Source organism: Streptomyces sp. NPDC050658 (assembly GCF_044457025.1).
Classification (GTDB): Bacteria; Actinomycetota; Actinomycetes; order Streptomycetales; family Streptomycetaceae; genus Streptomyces.
The window spans coordinates 40536-56798 of sequence record NZ_JBITGM010000017.1 but is presented as its reverse complement, the minus strand read 5'-3'; the positions used below and the strand labels follow the sequence as shown (position 1 = coordinate 56798).

Annotated in this window: 16 protein-coding genes; 6 read left to right on the top strand and 10 right to left on the bottom strand. The window is 72.9% G+C overall.

The annotated features are described in order from the left end of the window. Positions 1-64: 64 nt before the first annotated feature. Genes ACIBKX_RS38655 through ACIBKX_RS38645 form a run of 3 tightly spaced genes read right to left on the bottom strand, consistent with a single transcriptional unit; the run spans position 65 to position 2862 of the window. On the bottom strand, positions 65-1426 hold the full coding sequence (locus ACIBKX_RS38655; protein WP_363275460.1) for an MFS transporter: 1362 nt from the start codon (positions 1424-1426) through the stop codon (positions 65-67). Between the two features lie 48 nt (positions 1427-1474). Continuing rightward, on the bottom strand, positions 1475-2242 hold the full coding sequence (locus ACIBKX_RS38650; RefSeq protein WP_363275459.1) for a glycerophosphodiester phosphodiesterase: 768 nt from the start codon (positions 2240-2242) through the stop codon (positions 1475-1477). Beyond that, the gene (locus tag ACIBKX_RS38645; RefSeq protein ID WP_363275530.1) at positions 2239-2862 is read right to left on the bottom strand and encodes a hypothetical protein; all 624 of its coding nucleotides are present in this window, start codon (positions 2860-2862) and stop codon (positions 2239-2241) included. Before ACIBKX_RS38645 ends, ACIBKX_RS38650 begins: the two co-directional genes overlap by 4 nt. A gap of 165 nt (positions 2863-3027) precedes the next feature. On the opposite strand from ACIBKX_RS38645, the gene ACIBKX_RS38640 reads away from it, so the two are divergent. After that, the gene (locus ACIBKX_RS38640) at positions 3028-4527 is read left to right on the top strand and encodes a PLP-dependent aminotransferase family protein (protein WP_363275458.1); all 1500 of its coding nucleotides are present in this window, start codon (positions 3028-3030) and stop codon (positions 4525-4527) included. Positions 4528-4865: 338 nt separating this feature from the next. On the opposite strand, the gene ACIBKX_RS38635 is transcribed toward ACIBKX_RS38640, so the two are convergent. The 3 genes from ACIBKX_RS38635 to ACIBKX_RS38625 all read right to left on the bottom strand — a co-directional run bounded on the left by ACIBKX_RS38635 (position 4866) and on the right by ACIBKX_RS38625 (position 7334). Continuing rightward, positions 4866-5345 carry a DUF998 domain-containing protein gene (locus ACIBKX_RS38635; protein ID WP_363275457.1) on the bottom strand — a complete coding sequence of 160 codons (480 nt, stop codon included), beginning with the start codon at positions 5343-5345 and terminating at the stop codon, positions 4866-4868. 168 nt (positions 5346-5513) lie between these two features. After that, entirely contained in the window at positions 5514-7091 is a 1578-nt protein-coding gene (locus tag ACIBKX_RS38630) for a hypothetical protein (RefSeq protein WP_363275456.1), read from the bottom strand. 48 nt (positions 7092-7139) lie between these two features. Further along, entirely contained in the window at positions 7140-7334 is a 195-nt protein-coding gene (locus ACIBKX_RS38625) for a hypothetical protein (protein ID WP_018534760.1), read from the bottom strand. A gap of 296 nt (positions 7335-7630) precedes the next feature. On the opposite strand from ACIBKX_RS38625, the gene ACIBKX_RS38620 reads away from it, so the two are divergent. The 5 genes from ACIBKX_RS38620 to ACIBKX_RS38600 all read left to right on the top strand — a co-directional run bounded on the left by ACIBKX_RS38620 (position 7631) and on the right by ACIBKX_RS38600 (position 13162). Continuing rightward, positions 7631-8023: an ankyrin repeat domain-containing protein gene (locus tag ACIBKX_RS38620; protein ID WP_363275454.1), complete on the top strand. Its 393-nt coding sequence runs from the start codon at positions 7631-7633 to the stop codon at positions 8021-8023. Positions 8024-8325: 302 nt separating this feature from the next. Beyond that, entirely contained in the window at positions 8326-9744 is a 1419-nt protein-coding gene (locus ACIBKX_RS38615) for a HEAT repeat domain-containing protein (RefSeq protein WP_363275453.1), read from the top strand. Positions 9745-9891: 147 nt separating this feature from the next. Then, complete coding sequence (locus ACIBKX_RS38610) at positions 9892-11016, top strand: glycosyltransferase family 1 protein (RefSeq protein ID WP_363275451.1); 1125 nt, start codon at positions 9892-9894, stop codon at positions 11014-11016. Next, the gene (locus ACIBKX_RS38605; protein ID WP_363275449.1) at positions 11013-12314 is read left to right on the top strand and encodes a glycosyltransferase; all 1302 of its coding nucleotides are present in this window, start codon (positions 11013-11015) and stop codon (positions 12312-12314) included. Before ACIBKX_RS38610 ends, ACIBKX_RS38605 begins: the two co-directional genes overlap by 4 nt. Continuing rightward, positions 12311-13162: an SGNH/GDSL hydrolase family protein gene (locus ACIBKX_RS38600; protein ID WP_363275448.1), complete on the top strand. Its 852-nt coding sequence runs from the start codon at positions 12311-12313 to the stop codon at positions 13160-13162. The genes ACIBKX_RS38605 and ACIBKX_RS38600 overlap by 4 nt, the downstream gene beginning before the upstream one ends. A 6-nt stretch (positions 13163-13168) precedes the next feature. Here the strand turns inward: ACIBKX_RS38600 and ACIBKX_RS38595 are convergent, their stop codons facing one another. From ACIBKX_RS38595 to ACIBKX_RS38580, 4 genes are read right to left on the bottom strand one after another with little or no spacing between them, the layout of a single operon-like run. Next, positions 13169-14044 (bottom strand): biotin-dependent carboxyltransferase family protein, encoded by an 876-nt coding sequence (locus tag ACIBKX_RS38595; protein ID WP_363275447.1) that lies wholly within the window; start codon positions 14042-14044, stop codon positions 13169-13171. After that, positions 14041-14655 (bottom strand): allophanate hydrolase subunit 1, encoded by a 615-nt coding sequence (locus ACIBKX_RS38590; protein ID WP_363275446.1) that lies wholly within the window; start codon positions 14653-14655, stop codon positions 14041-14043. Before ACIBKX_RS38590 ends, ACIBKX_RS38595 begins: the two co-directional genes overlap by 4 nt. Beyond that, a complete protein-coding gene (locus ACIBKX_RS38585; protein WP_363275445.1) occupies positions 14652-15440 on the bottom strand; it encodes a 5-oxoprolinase subunit PxpA in 789 nt (262 codons plus the stop codon). Before ACIBKX_RS38585 ends, ACIBKX_RS38590 begins: the two co-directional genes overlap by 4 nt. A gap of 48 nt (positions 15441-15488) precedes the next feature. Further along, positions 15489-16262, bottom strand: a complete 774-nt coding sequence (locus tag ACIBKX_RS38580) for a putative hydro-lyase (protein ID WP_399377207.1) — start codon at positions 16260-16262, stop codon at positions 15489-15491. Between the last annotated feature and the right edge of the window lies 1 nt (position 16263).

Below are 16263 nucleotides of genomic sequence, written 5' to 3'. Positions count from 1 at the left end.
AGCGCGCAGTAACGGTCCGCCTGGTAGGCCAAACGCGTACACTACCGGCCTTTGGCTTCAGTTGCTAAATCCTGTCCGGCACGGGATTGCCCGCGTCGCGGATCGCCCGCCGCACCGGCACCCGCGCGAGCAGCGCGAAACCGATCACGAAGAACGCCACCAGGGAGATGATCGCGTCCCGGTAGCTCCCCGTGAGCTGGTACGTCAGACCGAACAGCAGCGGCCCCAGCCACGCCATGCCGCGATCACTGATCTCGTACGCGGAGAAGTACTCGGCCTCCTTGCCCGCGGGCACCAGATGCGAGAACAACGACCGCGAGAGCGCCTGCGTGCCGCCGAGCACCAGACCGATCCCGGCCGCGAGCACGAAGAACCACACCGGCGCCCCGGAGGGCAGGAAGAACCCGGCACCGATCGTCACCGTCCACGCGACGAGTGAACCGAGGATCGTCCGCTTGGCCCCGTACGTCCGCGCCAGCCGCCCCATGCCGAGCGCCCCCGCCACCGCGAGCAGCTGCACAAGGAGCACCGCCACGATCAGCGTGGACTGCCCGAGACCCAGCTCCTCGGAGCCGTACACGGACGCCTGCGAGATCACCGTCTGCACGCCGTCGTTGTAGACGAGATACGCGAGCAGGAAGGCCAGGGTGTGCGGGTGCCGCCGCATGTCGCGGACCGTCGCCGACAACTGCCGCCAGCCACTCGCCGTCCTCTCCGGAGAAGGCGCCTTGCGGTCGCGCAGCCTTCGCAGCGGTACGAGTGTGAAGGCGCCCCACCAGACGCCGGCCGACGCCAGACAGATCCGTACGGCCGTCGCCTCGGAGACACCGAAAGTGTCATGGGCGAGGAACAGGACCAGATTCGCCACCAGGACGAGCGCGCCCGCCGCATAGCCGAACGCCCAGCCGCGCGAGGAGACGGCGTCGCGCTCATGGGGCGGCGCGATCTGCGGCAGATACGAGTTGTAGAGCACCATCGACACGGCCAGCGAGGCGTTGGCGACGATCAGCAGCAGCCCGCCGAGCAGATATCGGTGGCCGTCCAGGAAGAACATCCCCGCCGTCGCGCCCGCGCCCAGATAGGCGGCCGCGGCCAGCAGCGGCTTCTTGCGGCCCGTACGGTCCGCGGCCGCGCCCGCCAGGGGCATCACGAAGATCGAGACGATCACCGACGCCGAGACCGTGTACGCGAAGAACGAGCCCGCGCTGACCGGGACGCCCAGCGGATGGACATACCCGTCCGCATCCGCGGCAGCCTTGGCGATCTCCGTCAGATAGGGGCCAAGGAACACCGTCAGGACGCTCGTCGAATAGACCGAGCAAGCCCAGTCGTAGAAGTACCAGCCGCGCTGCTCGCGCCGCCGCTCCGCGGCCGCCGCGGCCTGCTCGCCTGCCGTACCCGCCGCCCGCACGGTGTCGGTGCCCACCCGTGCCCCCTCGCCGTTCCCCGTGGTCCGCTGCCGCCGCCGGAGCGGTCAGGACCAGGTGCCCCGGTCCTTGAGCACCTCGCGCAGCGTCTCGATGTGATCGGAAATGATGCCATCCACCCCGAGGTCGAGAAGGGCGGCCATACGGCCGGCGTCATTGACCGTCCAGACGTGGACCTGCAGCCCCCGCGCGTGCGCCGCACGCACGAAGCGCCGGTCCACCACACGGATCCCGCCGTGCGTCTCGGGCACCTGCGCGCACACCGCCGAGCCGCGCACCGGGACGGGTGCCCCGTACGAACGCGCCCGGAGCGCGGCGACTCCGCGGGTCCCGTACGAGGTGGCCAGGCGCGGGCCCGCGATGCGCTGGGCCCTGGCCACCCGCGCCTCGGAGAACGAACCGACACAGACACGGTCCCAGGCGTCCGCGCGGCGCAGCAGATCGAGGAGGGGAAGCAGCGCGGGCTCCGCCTTCACGTCCACATTCCAGCGGACGCCGGGGAACGACTCCAGGAGTTCTTCGAAGAGAGGCACCGGCTCGCTGCCCGCCACGCGCGCGCGGCGCACCTCGCTCCAGGGCAGATCCGCGATCCGCCCCGCGGCGTCCGTCACCCGGTCGAGCGTCGCGTCATGGAAGGCGACCAGCGTGCCGTCCGACGTGGCGTGCACATCCGTCTCGATGTACCGGTAGCCCAGGTCCACCGCCCGCCGGAAGGCCGCGGCCGTGTTCTCCAGGCCGTCGGCCGCCCCGCCGCGGTGGGCGAAGGCGAGCGGGCCCGGATGGTCGAGATAGGGGTGGCGTACGCGCGTGGTCACCGCTGCAGTATCGCCTGCTCCGGTTGACCGCCGGCGACCACGGTGCCTCCCGCCGATGGCGCGGGAACGGCGAAGAAGCGCAGGAAGAACTGGGCGAGCGGTCCGATCGACAGGGCGTAGAGGACCGTGCCGACGCCCACCGTGCCGCCCAGCGCGAAGCCCGTCGCGACCACCGCCACCTCGATCAGGGTCCGCATCAGCCGGATCGAGCGGCCCGTGCGCTGGTGCAGACCCGTCATCAGACCGTCCCGCGGCCCCGGCCCGAACTTCGCCGAGATGTAGAGGCCGGTCGCCACACCGTTCAGGACGATGCCGGCGACCAGCAGCGGCACGCGGGCGGCCAGCGCGTGCGCCTCCGGCATCAGCGCGAGCGTCCCGTCCATCGCGAGACCCACCACGAAGACATTGGAGACCGTGCCGAGTCCGGGGCGCTGCCGGAGCGGGATCCACAGCAGCAGCACGGCCGCGCCCACGAAGATCGACACGACGCCGATGGATCCGCCGGTCAGTTCGGCGAGCCCCTGGTGCAGCACGTTCCACGGCTCCAGGCCGAGCCCGGACACCACCAGCAGCGCGGAGCTCGCGCCGTACAGCGCCAGACCGACGTACAGCTGCAGCAGTCGTCGTACGAGATGAGGGCCGGCCGTCCCCGTCCGCTCGGTGGTCGAAGGCTTCTTCGTGGACAAGGAGTCCCCCCAGTAGTGATGGTGGCCTGACGCATGACACTCTGTGGCTTGTAAAGGGATGCCAACCATGGCCAATTCCAGGAAGGTGGACTGGGAATCATGGCTCAGTGGACTTCGGCCGTGGGCGCCACACAGCTCGCCCGGCTCCTCACCTCACAGCAGACGCGGCCAGCGGGGCCGGGCACACGCCGCCCGCCCGCCTACCGCGCCCTCGCCGACGGCATCCGCATGCTCGTCCTCGAGGGGCGCGTGCCCGTCGCCGCGCGGCTCCCCGCCGAACGCGAACTCGCCGTGTCGCTCTCCGTCAGCCGGACCACCGTCGCGGCGGCATACGAGGCACTGCGCACCGAAGGCTTCCTGGAGTCCCGCAGGGGAGCGGGCAGCTGGACCGCCGTCCCGGCCGGGAACCCACTGCCCGCGCGCGGCCTCGAACCGCTGCCGCCCGAGGCGCTCGGCTCGATGATCGACCTGGGGTGCGCGGCACTGCCCGCGCCCGAGCCATGGCTCACCCGCTCCGTCCAGGGCGCCCTGGAGGAACTCCCGCCCTACGCGCACACACACGGCGACTACCCCGCCGGGCTCCCCGAACTGCGCCAGATGCTCGCCGAGCGCTACACCGCGCGCGGCATCCCCACCATGCCCGAGCAGATCATGGTGACGACCGGCGCGATGGGCGCGATCGACGCGATCTGCCATCTCTTCGCGCCGCGCGGCGAACGCATCGCCGTCGAGTCCCCCTCGTACGCCAACATCCTCCAGCTCATGCGCGAGACGGGCGCCCGACTCGTCCCCGTCGCCATGGCCGAGGGACTCGGCGGCTGGGACATGGACCGCTGGCGCCAGGTGCTGCGCGACGCGGCGCCCCGGCTCGCGTACGTGGTCGCCGACTTCCACAACCCCACCGGCGCGCTCGCCGACGAGGACCAGCGGCGCAGCCTGGTCGACGCGGCCCGCAATGCGGGCACCGTCCTCGTGGTCGACGAGACGATGAGCGAGCTGTGCCTCGACGACGACCTGGAGATGCCGCGTCCTGTCTGCGCGTTCGACCCGGCGGGCTCGACGGTCATCACCGTCGGCTCGGCGAGCAAGGCGTTCTGGGCGGGCATGCGGATCGGCTGGGTGCGGGCGGCCCCCGATGTCATCCGGAGCCTGATCTCGGCCCGCGCGTACGCCGACATGGGCACCCCGGTGCTGGAGCAGCTGGCCGTGAACTGGCTCCTGAACACCGGTGGTTGGGAGTCGGCCGTGGAGGTCCGCAGGGCACAGGCCCGCGAGAACCGCGACGCCCTGGTCACCGCCGTCCGCCGCGAACTCCCCGCCTGGGACTTCGAGATCCCCGCCGGCGGCCTCACCCTCTGGGTCCGCACGGGCGGCCTCTCCGGCTCCCGCCTCGCGGAGGTGGGCGAACGCGTCGGGGTCAGGGTCCCGTCAGGGCCACGCTTCGGAGTGGACGGCGCGTTCGAGGGGTACGTACGGCTGCCCTTCACCGTGGGAGGCGCGGTGGCGGAGGAGGCGGCGGTGCGGCTGGCGGCGGCGGCGCGGTTGGTGGAGACGGGGGCGGGGTCGGGGGTGGAGACGCCTCGGGCGTTTGTGGCGTAACGATCGGCAGACCGTACCGCGGGCAGCGGTGTCTCACGGGCTGGTGTCGGGCGGCGACGACGGAGGTCAGCCGGACTCCCCACTCGCCTGAACGCTTGGCCACACTTTCCGGGCCCGGCGGCATCAACTCTGGACCCGCTCCACTCACGACATCCCGCTAGCCGTCCTGCCGGAAGTCATCGAGGCCCAGCGTCGACCCGGCCGGCTCGTCCGCCGTCACCCGAAGGTCCGACAAGCCCTCGACCTGGCGGGGAAGATCGTTGAGGACTGGTCCGCGTCGGGAATGCCGTTCGACCTCGGGAAAGAGTGGACCGATCGTCTCGAACCCAAGACCCCCTCTACCGGCGCTTCTGTCGATATCGCGAACGCGACTCCCGAGGGACAACGGCAGCGAGGGGCGTCTCAGCGTGCAGAGCGCGAACGGCGAGCAGAGCCAGCCAGGTCCAGCCGATGGTGATGGCGATGCGTTGGATGAGTCCGCCGAAGTTCGCCAAGCGTTGATTCTGGCCGAATGCGGCACTGGCCAGCGCCATCGTCGCTGCGAAGAGCACGCCGCTGGCGATCGAGTAGACGGCCCACCCCGGCGAGTCGGACGGCGCGGACACGAAACAGGCCATGGCAAGTGCGAGGAATGTGATGAGGGAGAGCAAGTCGGGGAAGTCGGCGGTCTGCACCCACCCCGCACGGCCAAGGGCGAGCGAGCCGACAGGATGGCGGAGCGGCTTGTAGTCCACCCGTTTGGCACCCGCCAAGAGATATACGACGGTGAAGAGCGGGCCGGCGGCCACCCCGCAGGCAAGTATCACTTGCTCACCCATGGCGTCAACCCGCGTTGACATCCTAAGTGACGTCAACATGGGTTGACGCGCGAGTGGACGCCGGAAGATCAATCACGGGACGGCCCTTGCATCGGCGCACTTCCGTGAAAGCCCCGCGTCAGACAGGCTGCGACAGGACACCTGGGATGCGCTTCTCCGCCGCATGTCTCAGTTCTCGGCAGGCACCGGTTCCGCCTCGGCTGTCGCTGTTGCCGTCGAGGCCTCCGCGTCCACCGGCGTGCTCCGCCCCGGCAGGAGTTCCATGATCGCCTGCCGGTGGGCCTCGCTCGTGGCGTCGTCGTAGGGGTCGGGGGTCGCGGGTACCTGGAGGCGGTGGACCGGGCCGGTGCCGAGGCGGGCGTAGCCGCGGCCGGCGGGGACGTCGGCCGTGGGGGTCGTGTTCGGCGGGGTGCCGAGGATGTCCTCCAGCTGGTCCGCCGTCGCCGGGCCGAGGACCACGCGCGCGCGGGTGTGCTGGCGTACCGGATCGCTCAGCGCGTCCAGGCTGTCGAACTGGTCCGCCACCACGACCGTGACGCCCGCCGCCCTGCCGTGCCGCAGCGGCACCTGGAGGAGTGACTGCGGGTCCTTGTGCCCGTCGGCCGCCGCGAGGTGGCCCAGGACGCTGGGGCGGTCCAGGAGGATCCACAGGGGGCGCTTCGTGTCGTCCGGCGCCGGGTGGCCCGCCTGCCGGGCGCGGTTGGTGGAGATGAGGCGTCGCTCCGTCTCGTGCGCCGCCCACTCCAGGCTGGCGAGGGATCCGGCGAGCCCGCACTCGACGGCGAGGACGCCGTCCCGGCCGGTCAGGCAGGCGTAGTCGCCGGTGCCGCTGCCCTCGACGACGAGGATGTCGCCGTGCTGGAGGGCCTGGAGAGCGATGGAGCGCAGCAGGCTCGTGGTGCCGCTGCCGGGCTGGCCGACCACCAGGAGGTGCGGCTCGGTCGAACGGGGGCCGGTGCGCCAGACGACCGGGGGTACGTCCCGCTGCTCGTCGCCGTCCGTCACGGGCAGGGTGCGCTGGACACCGGTGGGATCGGTGAAGCCGAGCACGGTCTCGCCGGGGGCGGTGACGAAGCGCTGGGCGGCGATGTCGGTGGGCAGCGGCGGCAGCACGTTCACCGTCAGCTGGTTGCCCTCCTCGTCCCACTCGAAGTGGTATTCGCGGCCGCGGCCGGACTTGGCGTGCAGCAGCTGCTCGATGCGGGCGCGCGACGCGGCCTCGCCGTCGGTGAAGTACGCCGGGTAGCGCACCACCAGATGGGAGACGCGGCCCGAGCCGTCGAACTCGTAGGAGGGAAAGGCCTTGTCCCACTCGCCGCCGTGCGCGAAGAGCGGGGCGGGGTCATCGGGGACGGAGAAATACGGGACGAGGGCTTCGTAGAGGGACTGCAGCCGCTGGGTCTGCGCCTCGTCGGGGCCCGTCGGTGCGGGCGCGGTGCGCTCCCGTCCCGTCCACGCGGCGGCCGCCATCAGGCAGATGGCGGCGAGCAGCGGACCGTACGGAATGAGCGCCACGACCAGGACCACGGAGGCCACCAGGAACAGCAGCGGTCCGCGCCGGTCCTTCGGTGTGTCGGCCCACTTGCGCCGCCCGGCGGAAGCCAGTCGGCGCAGTCCACGGGTGATCGTGATCAGCGGGTGGAGGACGTCGGTGGCGCTGTCGGCGGCCGACCGTGCGAGCTCCCGGCTCCGGGCGATCGGGGCAGTGCCGTTGCTCAGAATGCGGGGGAGGGGGCGCCGGGCCACGTCAGTCTCCTGATGGTGCGAACGAGTAGCTGTGGGAGGCGGGGGACGTCAGAACTTGATCCCGCCCAGAAGGCTCGCCAGGCTCGCACCGCCGGCCTTGATGCTCGGGGCGATGGCGGTGCCCGCGAGGTAGAAGCCGAAGAGCGCGCAGACCAGCGCGTGGGACGCCTTCAGCCCGTCCTTGCGGAAGAAGAGGAAGACGATGATTCCGAGCAGCACGACACCTGAGATGGACAGGATCATGAAGGTTCTCCTGGTTGGTGGGGACAGTCACCATCAGTACTTCCAGGCTCACAGCATGTATCCATACGATAAAAGGTGCAAATGGGGTAATTTCCCGTAATTTCCCTCGAATGGCCGAGGCTTACTGGGCCACCCGAGCGCAGGTCGTGAGGGCGTCCGGGGCCTGTGGTGATCTTTGCCGCGGGCGGGCCCGGTCATGTACCCGGACGGGCAGTACCCTGTCGATTCACTCGTACGGCCGCACCGGGCGCCGTACGTCCCTGACAGACACCCGCAGTCGAAAGGCGGTCCGATCCATGAGCGAAGCCCCTGACCCGGAAGTCGTGGAGCTGGCCACCAAGATCTTCGATCTGGCCCGCCAGGGCGACACCGCGGCGCTCGCGGCCTACGTGGACGCCGGTGTTCCGGCGAACCTCACCAACGACAGCGGCGACTCCCTCGTCATGCTGGCCGCCTATCACGGCCACGCCGAGGCGGTCCGGGCCCTCCTGGAGCGCGGTGCCGACGCCGATCGTGCCAACGACCGGGGGCAGACGCCGCTCGCCGGCGCCGTCTTCAAGGGCGAGGACGCGGTGATCAGGGCCCTGCTCGACCACGGAGCCGATCCGGCCGCGGGGACGCCCTCGGCACTGGACACGGCCCGGATGTTTGCCAAGACGGAGCTGCTCGAGCTGTTCGGAGCGGCCTGAACGGGGTAGCTGACCAGCAACGACGGGGGCGCTGGAAATGTGGTCGCGGCGGATTGAACCGCTGGGTCATCATGACGACGTGATTCACGGACGCGACGGCGGGGCAGGTGTTGCCGCACCGCGCGGACCGTGAGCGGCCCGCCCCCGGACTCTCCGTCCGGGATCCCTTCGGGCCACCGACGAGAGGCAGAGGAAGATGGTCTACAGCAAGCAAGAGACGGCGGGCGGCCCGACGTGTTGGCGCACGGCCAGGTAATTCACGATTCCCGGTTGCGTCGACGCTTGATGTGAGGCTGTTTCCCATGTTCGATCCGGTCATAGCGCCCAGCGGTACGCTGCTCGGCCTGCTGCAGCGGGGCCGCGGCGACGGCACGCTGCACGCACTCACCGCCCCCCGATCCGAGGCACTGGCCGCCCTCGACCAGTGCGTCCTGCACGACCCCCGCCACGACTGGCAGGTGGAGAACCGCTCGCTGTACTACGCCCGCCTCTACCTCGACCTGCACGGCGGCATCGGCGGCATCGAGCGGCACCTCTTCGACGCCGAGGACGTCCTGAACACGGACGACTCACGCACCGGGCTCGCCCTCGCGGTCCTCGGCCACCTCGCCTCCTACGGCAGGCGCGACGCCCTGGAGCTGCTGCGCAGGTACGCGGCGTTCGGCGCCAACTGGGCCTGGGCCCTCGACGAACTCGCGCTGCGGGACGACGACGCGGGCCTGCGCGCCCTCGCCGTACCCGTCCTCGCCCGATTCCCCGCCGACGCGGAGGGCGAGGCCGAACTCGCCGCCGCCGTGCGCGACGCCTACGAACCGCGGCCCTGGCGGCTGTGGGAAGAGGATCCGCGCGCCGAAGTCGGCGCCCGCGTGCGCGCCGCACGGGAACAGGGCTCCTTCGACCGCTGGCAGCGCCAGATGCGGCCGTCCGGGCCACGGCCCGGCTGGAGCGTCCAGGCCGTCTTCGAGTGGGCGCAGGAGGGCCTGGAGCGCGGCGCCGTGCTGCACGTGCCCGCCGCCCGCTGCCTCACGGCGGTCGCCGGACCCGAGGACCGGGCCGAGATCCTCGAGGCCGCCCGCAGCGGCTCCGACGGGGCGCGCGGCACCGCCTTGCGCTACCTGGCGGACGCCCATGATCCCGACGTGTTCGATCTGATCGAGTACGCGATGGAGAGCCCGTCCCGGATCGTGGTGGACGCGGCCGCCGAGGCCTTCGAACGGATGCGCGGCGTCGCCGCCGTGGAGCGCGCCCGCCGCTGGGCCTACCGGCCCGACGCGCTCGGAGCCGCCGCCGGACGCGTGCTCGCCTGCCGGGGCGGCGCGCAGGACAGCAAGCTGGTCCTGGCCGCGCTGCGGGAAGCGGTCCGCGGCGAAGGCCCGGACGCACCCACCCTGTGGACCCTGGTCGACGGAGCCGGACGGCTCGGCATCGCCTGCGCGGCGCCCGTCCTGCGGCACGTCTACCGCGAGACCGCCTCGTCCCATCTGCGCGGCCGCGCCGCCCGCGCGCTCGCGGCCACCGACCCCTCCTTCGCCGCGGGATTCGCCGTCGAATGCCTCTGGGACTGCGAGGAGTCCACCCGCGAGGTGGCCGCACGGCACGCCGAGACCGGTGACGCCCGCGTGGTCGCCCAACTCCGAAGGCTCGCCGCGGACCCCGCCGAGGAGGACGAGGTACAGACCGCGGTGCGCAGCAGAATCGACCCGGACGCCGCCGAGGTGTGAGCTGACCCGCCGTTGAGGCGGGACGGGTGCGCAGCGGCTCTGAGGCGTGATCCTGGGACCGGCGTGGAGGGGAACGCTCATGGGACGTTCCCCGCCAGGAAAGATCCACGTTGACGTGCCCACGCCCCACGCGACGACAACACCGGTATGCGTGTCGTCATCGTCACCGAATCCTTCCCTCCCGACGTCAACGGAGTGGCGCACTGCGCGCTGCAGACCGCCCGGCAGCTCGTCGCCCGCGGTCACGACCCCCTCGTCATCGCCCCGGCCCCCGCGGCCGGGGCGGACGCCGACGCAAGCGCGCCCTGCCCCGTCGTCCATGTGCCCTCTCTGCCGCTCCCCGGCTATCCGCAGGTCAGGGTGGCCCTGCCGAGCCGGAAGCTCGCCGCGGCGCTGACCGCGCACCGGGCCGAACTCGTCCATCTCGCCAGCCCGTTCGTGCTCGGCGCCCGCGGCATGGCGGCCGCCGCCCGGCAGGGCATCCCCGCCGTCGCCGTCTACCAGACGGACCTCGGCGGCTACGCCCGCACCTACATGGGCATGGGGGAGGCCACCGCCTGGCGCCGCATCCGCGCCGTGCACTCCGCCGCCGACCGCACCCTCGCCCCGTCGTCGGCCGCCCTGCACGACCTCGTGGCGCACGGTGTGCCGCGGGTGCGGCTGTGGCCGCGCGGAGTGGACACCGCGCGGTTCAGGCCTTCACTACGGAGTGCCGCGATACGTCGTGAACTCGCCCCGAACGGCGAACTGATCGTCGGCTATGTGGGCCGGCTCGCTCCGGAGAAGCAGGTCGAACTCCTCGCCGGGGTCTGCGGACTCGACGGCGTACGCGTCGTCGTCGTGGGCGACGGGCCCAGCGAGGAATCCGTGCGGGCCGCGCTGCCGGGCGCGCTCCTCCTGGGGCGCCGCACCGGGGACGAACTCGCCGGGATCTTCGCCTCGTTGGACCTCTTCGTGCACACCGGGCCCTATGAGACGTTCTGCCAGACCGTGCAGGAGGCGATGGCCAGCGGTGTGCCGGTGGTCGCGCCCGCCGCGGGCGGCCCGCTGGACCTCGTGACACCGGGGCGCACGGGACTGCTCGTGCCGCCGCGCGACGCGCTCGCCGTGCGGGACGCGGTGTGGGCGCTCAGCGCCGATCCGGGGCTGCGCGCCGCTTACGGGGCGGCAGGTCGCGCCGCCGTCGAGGGGCGGACCTGGGCGGCGGTGGGCGAGCAGCTCGTCGACCACTACGCCGAGGTGCTCGCCGCGCGGACGGCGGTGGCGGCATGAGGGCGGCGGTGTACCGGGAGGCGGTGGCCCGCTGCGGACCGCGCTCTACGGAGTCGCTGCGGATCGTGCGGCTCGCCAACTTCGTGGCGCCCGCGTCGGGCGGACTGCGCACCGCGCTGCGCGAGTTGGGGCGCGGCTACCGGGCCGCCGGGCACGACCCGATCCTCGTCGTGCCCGGCGAGCGGGCCTCGGCGTGCGACACCGACCAGGGGCGCGTCCTGACCCTGCCGGGCCGCCTGCTGCCCGGCACCGGCGGCTACCGCGTCCTCACCGACCGCGCGCGCCTTGCCCGGCTCCTGGAGCGGCTCGCCCCGGACCGCATCGAGGTCTCCGACCGCACGACACTGCGCTGGACCGGCGCGTGGGCGCGGTACCGCCGCATCCCAGCCGTGATGGTCTCCCACGAGGCGACCGACGCGGTGCTGCGGACATGGGGCCTGCCTCCGGGGGCCGCACTGCGCGCGGCCGACGCGCTCAACTCCCGTACCGCGCACGCGTACGCGCGTGTCGTCTGCACCACGGAGTGGGCCGAGCGTGAGTTCGTCCGCATCGGGGCGCGCAATGTCGTACGGGCTCCGCTCGGCGTCGACCTGGCGGGGCGACACCCCGGCCTGCGCGATCCACGCGTGCGTGCCCGGCACGTGGCGGAGGGGGAGACGCTGCTGGTGCTCTGCTCCCGGCTTTCGGTGGAGAAGCGGCCGGGTACGGCGCTGGACGCCCTGGAGTCGCTCCGCCGCCGGGGAGTGCGGGCCGGGCTCGTGGTGGCTGGGGAAGGCCCGCTGCGGGCGCGCCTCGAACTGCGGGCCCGTGAGCGGCGGTTGCCGGTGACCTTCCTCGGCCACGTCGCGGACCGCGCGGCCCTGGGCGCACTCCAGGCCACGGCCGACGTCTGCCTGGCCCCCGGCCCCTGCGAGACGTTCGGCCTCGCTGCCCTGGAGGCACTGGCCTGCGGGACACCGGTCGTGGCGAGCGCGTCGTCGGCGCTGCCGGAGATCGTGGGCGGGGCGGGTGCTGCGGCGGGGGACAGCGGCGAGGAGTTCGCGACCGCCGTCCAGAGGCTGCTGGCCCGTCCCGAGCGCACCCGCAGGGGGGCGGCACGCGCGCGTGCGGAGCGATTTGGGTGGGACGTGGCGGTGGAGGCTTTCTTGGGCGCGCATGACGCGGCGACCTCCGCCGGTCCTGGTTGTGGGCAGTCGTTCCGCAGGGCGGAACGGGTGGGCACAACCCCACTGCCGGGTACCGATTCACCGGGCGGAGGGGCGTCCGGGGCGGCACGCAGCGAGGGGCGGCCCCAATGAAACCGCTGTGCTTCGTAGCCATGGGCGACTCCCTCACCGAGGGCATCGGGGACCCCGTGGCAGACGGCTGGCGAGGCTGGGCCGCACTACTGGCTGGCGGGCTGACCCCGCAGGGAGACATCGAGTTCCACAACGTGGCGCAAGGCGGCGCCCAGACCCGCGACGTACTGCACCACCAGCTGCCCGCGGCGCTCGAACTGCGCCCCGACCTCGTCTCCGTGGTCGTCGGCGTCAACGACACCCTCCGCTGCACCTTCGACATCCATGCCGTGGCGACAAACCTGGACCAGATCTACGGCGCCGCCACCAGGCAAGGCGCCCAACTCCTCACCGCATGCCTCCCCGACCCGGGAGCCATGCTCGGTCTCCCCGGCGCCCTCGCCCGCCCACTGGCCCGCCGCCAGCGAGCCGTCAACGCCGTGGTGCACGCCCTCTCCGAGCGCCACCGAGCAGCCCACCTGCACCTGGCGGACGCCGAGTGGGTAGCCGACCGCACGCTATGGAGCGCGGACAGACTGCACCCCTCGGAACGCGGCCACAGAGTCGTCGCCGCCCGCTTCCACGCAACGCTGGCCGCCCGCGGCGCGGCGCAAGGCAGCCCACCGTCCTGCGAGCCCCAACTACCGCTCCCCACCCGCTCCGCGAGTCTCTGGTGGCTGGCCACCGCGGGCACCGGCTGGGTGGCCCGCCGGTGCACCGATCTGCTGCCCCAACTGCTCACCCTCGCCGCCGCCGAGATCCGGCATCAGGTGCGGGGCAGCAGCGCCCGCCTCGACCTGACCGCCGGTCACGCGGTGACGGCGGCGCTCGCCGCGCTCTCGGCCGCGGATCAGCCGGACGCGGCCTAGCGGTGCTCAGGAGCGCGGCCCTCCGGTGACGAAGCGCACGGGCGTACCCGGCACCGCCTGGGCCGCCGCGCCGAGATCCGCCTCCCTGACCACCGCGATCACCGGGTAGCCGCCGGTCGTCGGATGGTCGGCGAGGAACACCACGGGGCGGCCGTCCGGCGGCACCTGGACGGCCCCGAGGACCATGCCCTCGCTGGGCAGCTCACCCGTGAACGCCCGCTCCAGGGTGGGTCCTTCGGTGCGCAGGCCGATGCGGTTGCTCGCCGACGACACCCGGTACGCGCGCGTGGTGAGCGTGCGCAGGGCGCCCGGAGTGAACCAGTCGGCGCGCGGCCCCGGCGCGATCCCGAGGATCAGCTCATGTGGCGGCGCCGGGTGCGGGACGGCGTCCACGCGCGCGTGGGGTGCGCCGAAGGGGCTGCCCAGGGGGAGGACGGTGCCGTCCGTCAGCGGCGGCGGACCGAGCCCGGAGAGCAGATCCGTGGAGCGGCTGTCGAGCACCGGTTCGGCGGCCACTCCACCGCCGAAAGCGACGTAACACCGTACTCCGGAGACGGCCGCCCCGATGTCGAGCAGCGCCCCGGCCGGGACGCGTACGGGTGCGCCCCACGCGGCAGGCCGGCCGTCGACCGTCACCGCGCAGGGCGCGCCGACCACCGCGACGGTGACCGCGCAACGCGGCCTTACGGAACAGCCGTTGAGGGTGGTCTCCAGGACGGCGGCGTCCGGCGGGTTGCCGACGAGCCGGTTGGCGAGGCGGGCGGCGGGTGCGTCGAGCGCCCCGGAGCGCGGCACCCCGAGGTGCGCGTGTCCCGGGCGGCCCTGGTCCTGCACCGTGGTCAGCGCCCCGGCCCGTACGACGGCGAAGGCACGGTCGGTCATCGCGCCTCCGCCACGAAACGCACCCGCACGCCGGGAGCGAGCAGCGCGGCGGGCACGCGCGCGTGGTCCCACAGCACGGCGTCGGTCGAACCGATCAGCTGCCAGCCACCGGGCGATGGGCGCGGGTACACCCCGGTGTACGGACCGGCCAGGGCGACGCTGCCCGCGGGGACCGTCGTGCGAGGAGTGGCCCTGCGCGGCACTTCGTGGCGGCCCGGAAGACCGGTCAGATAGCCGAAGCCGGGCGCGAACCCGCAGAAGGCGACGCGGAATTCGGCCGCCGAGTGGATCTCCGCGACCTCCGGGGGCGACACACCCCAGTGCGCCGCGACCTCGGCCAGGTCGGGACCGTCGTAACGGACCGGGATCTCCAGGACGTCCTCGGCGCGCGCCGGGAGCGGTGGGATCTCCAGGCCGGCCAGCTCCGCGCCGACGCGGCCGGGGTCCTCCAGGCCGTCCAGCAGCACCGTACGGGCCGCGGGGACGATCTCGCGCACCCGGACAAGGCCCGCGGCCCTGCGGCGCAGCAGCTCGGCGTGGAGCGCCTGCGCCTCGTCGCCGTCAGCCAGTTCGACGAGCAGCGCCCGGCCGCCGACCGGAAGGACCCTCATACGAAGGCCTCCACGCGGACGCCCGCCGCCGCGAGCCGGGCCCGGACCTCGCGGGCCAGGGCCACCGCTCCGGGGGTGTCGCCGTGCAGGCACAACGAGCGCGCCCGGACGTCGATCTGCCGCCCGTCGCTCGCGGTGACGGTCCCGGAGCGGGCCATGGAGACGGAGCGTTCGACCACGGCGCCCGCCTCCGTGATGACGGCGCCGTCGCTGCCGCGCGGCACGAGCGTGCCCTCCGGGGTGTACGCGCGGTCCGCGAACGCCTCGGCGACCACCGGCAGTCCGGCCTTCTCCGCGCACTCCAGGAAGCGCGATCCGGGCAGCCCGAGCACGGGCAGTGCGCCGTCCGCGAGCAGCACGCCGTCGACGACGGCACGGGCCTGGTCCTCGTCGCGTACGACGCGGTTGTAGAGCGCGCCATGGGGCTTCACGTACGACACACGGCTGCCCGCCGCCCGTGCGAAGACCTCCAGGGCGCCGATCTGGTACGCCACTTCGGCCGCCAGCTCGTCGGGCGGCACGTCCATCGCGCGCCGCCCGAAGCCCGCCAGATCGCGGTAGGAGACCTGGGCGCCGATCCGCACCCCGCGGGCCGCCGCCTGCTCGCACACCCGGCGCATGGTGGCCGCGTCCCCCGCGTGGAAGCCACAGGCCACGTTGGCGCTGGTGACCACGGAGAGGAGCTCTTCGTCGTCGGTCAGGTGCCAGCGGCCGAAGCCTTCGCCGAGGTCGGCGTTGAGATCGATCACGGCGTCGGCCCGAGGGCCGGCAGAGGTGTCGGTCATCTACGTAGGTCTCCTGTTTCGCGTTTCCCATGCCCTGCGGTGACCCGCTCAGGCCACCCGGTACTGCTCGTCGCGGGCATCGGTGATGAACATCTGGCCCGGCGCGTGCGTCACGGCGAACGGCGGCCGCGACGCCATCACCGCCGCCTGCGGGGTCACTCCGCACGCCCAGAACACCGGGATGTCACCGGGCTCGGCGGCCACCGGGTCGCCGAAGTCCGGACGGTCCAGGTCGTCGATGCCGAGCCCCGCCGGTTCGCCGCAGTGCACCGGAGAGCCGTGCACCGCGGGCAGCAGCGCGGTCTCCCTGATGGCCGTGGCGAGGTGCTCGGGCGGCACGGGACGCATCGACACCACCATGGGGCCGCGCAGCCGTCCCGCGGGGCGGCAGGGGCGCGACGTGACGTACATCGAGACGTTGCGGCCCTGCTCGACGTGGCGCATCGGGACTCCGGAGTCGGTCAGTGCCCCCTCGAAGGTGAAGCTGCAGCCGATGAGGAACGACACCAGGTCGTCGCGCCAGTGCTCGACCACGTCCGTCGGCTCGGCCACCAACTCGCCGTGCTCCCACACCCGGTAGCGCGGCAGATCCGTGCGCAGATCGGCGTCCGGGGCGAGCGGCGTCGTCCAGGACCCGGCGTCCGTCACGTCCAGGACGGGGCAGGGCTTCGGGTTGCGCTGGCAGAACAGCAGCATCTCGTACGCCCAGTCGCCCGGGACGGCGATCAGGTTGGCCTGGGTGTGGCCGGCCGCCCAGCCCGCGGTGGGTCCGCTCACGCCCGAGCGGAAGAGCGCACGGGCCTGTGCGGGGTCCTGGAGCATC

Bases quoted from the DNA above. Each gene is read 5' to 3' on its own strand.
- ACIBKX_RS38640 (WP_363275458.1), top strand. From the start codon at position 3,028: ATGGCTCAGTGGACTTCGGCCGTGGGCGCCACACAGCTCGCCCGGCTC.
- ACIBKX_RS38635 (WP_363275457.1), bottom strand. From the start codon at position 5,345: ATGGGTGAGCAAGTGATACTTGCCTGCGGGGTGGCCGCCGGCCCGCTC.
- ACIBKX_RS38625 (WP_018534760.1), bottom strand. From the start codon at position 7,334: ATGATCCTGTCCATCTCAGGTGTCGTGCTGCTCGGAATCATCGTCTTC.
- ACIBKX_RS38620 (WP_363275454.1), top strand. From the start codon at position 7,631: ATGAGCGAAGCCCCTGACCCGGAAGTCGTGGAGCTGGCCACCAAGATC.
- ACIBKX_RS38615 (WP_363275453.1), top strand. From the start codon at position 8,326: ATGTTCGATCCGGTCATAGCGCCCAGCGGTACGCTGCTCGGCCTGCTG.
- ACIBKX_RS38610 (WP_363275451.1), top strand. From the start codon at position 9,892: ATGCGTGTCGTCATCGTCACCGAATCCTTCCCTCCCGACGTCAACGGA.
- ACIBKX_RS38605 (WP_363275449.1), top strand. From the start codon at position 11,013: ATGAGGGCGGCGGTGTACCGGGAGGCGGTGGCCCGCTGCGGACCGCGC.
- ACIBKX_RS38600 (WP_363275448.1), top strand. From the start codon at position 12,311: ATGAAACCGCTGTGCTTCGTAGCCATGGGCGACTCCCTCACCGAGGGC.
- ACIBKX_RS38595 (WP_363275447.1), bottom strand. From the start codon at position 14,044: ATGACCGACCGTGCCTTCGCCGTCGTACGGGCCGGGGCGCTGACCACG.
- ACIBKX_RS38590 (WP_363275446.1), bottom strand. From the start codon at position 14,655: ATGAGGGTCCTTCCGGTCGGCGGCCGGGCGCTGCTCGTCGAACTGGCT.
- ACIBKX_RS38585 (WP_363275445.1), bottom strand. From the start codon at position 15,440: ATGACCGACACCTCTGCCGGCCCTCGGGCCGACGCCGTGATCGATCTC.
- ACIBKX_RS38580 (WP_399377207.1), bottom strand. From the start codon at position 16,262: ATGCTCCAGGACCCCGCACAGGCCCGTGCGCTCTTCCGCTCGGGCGTG.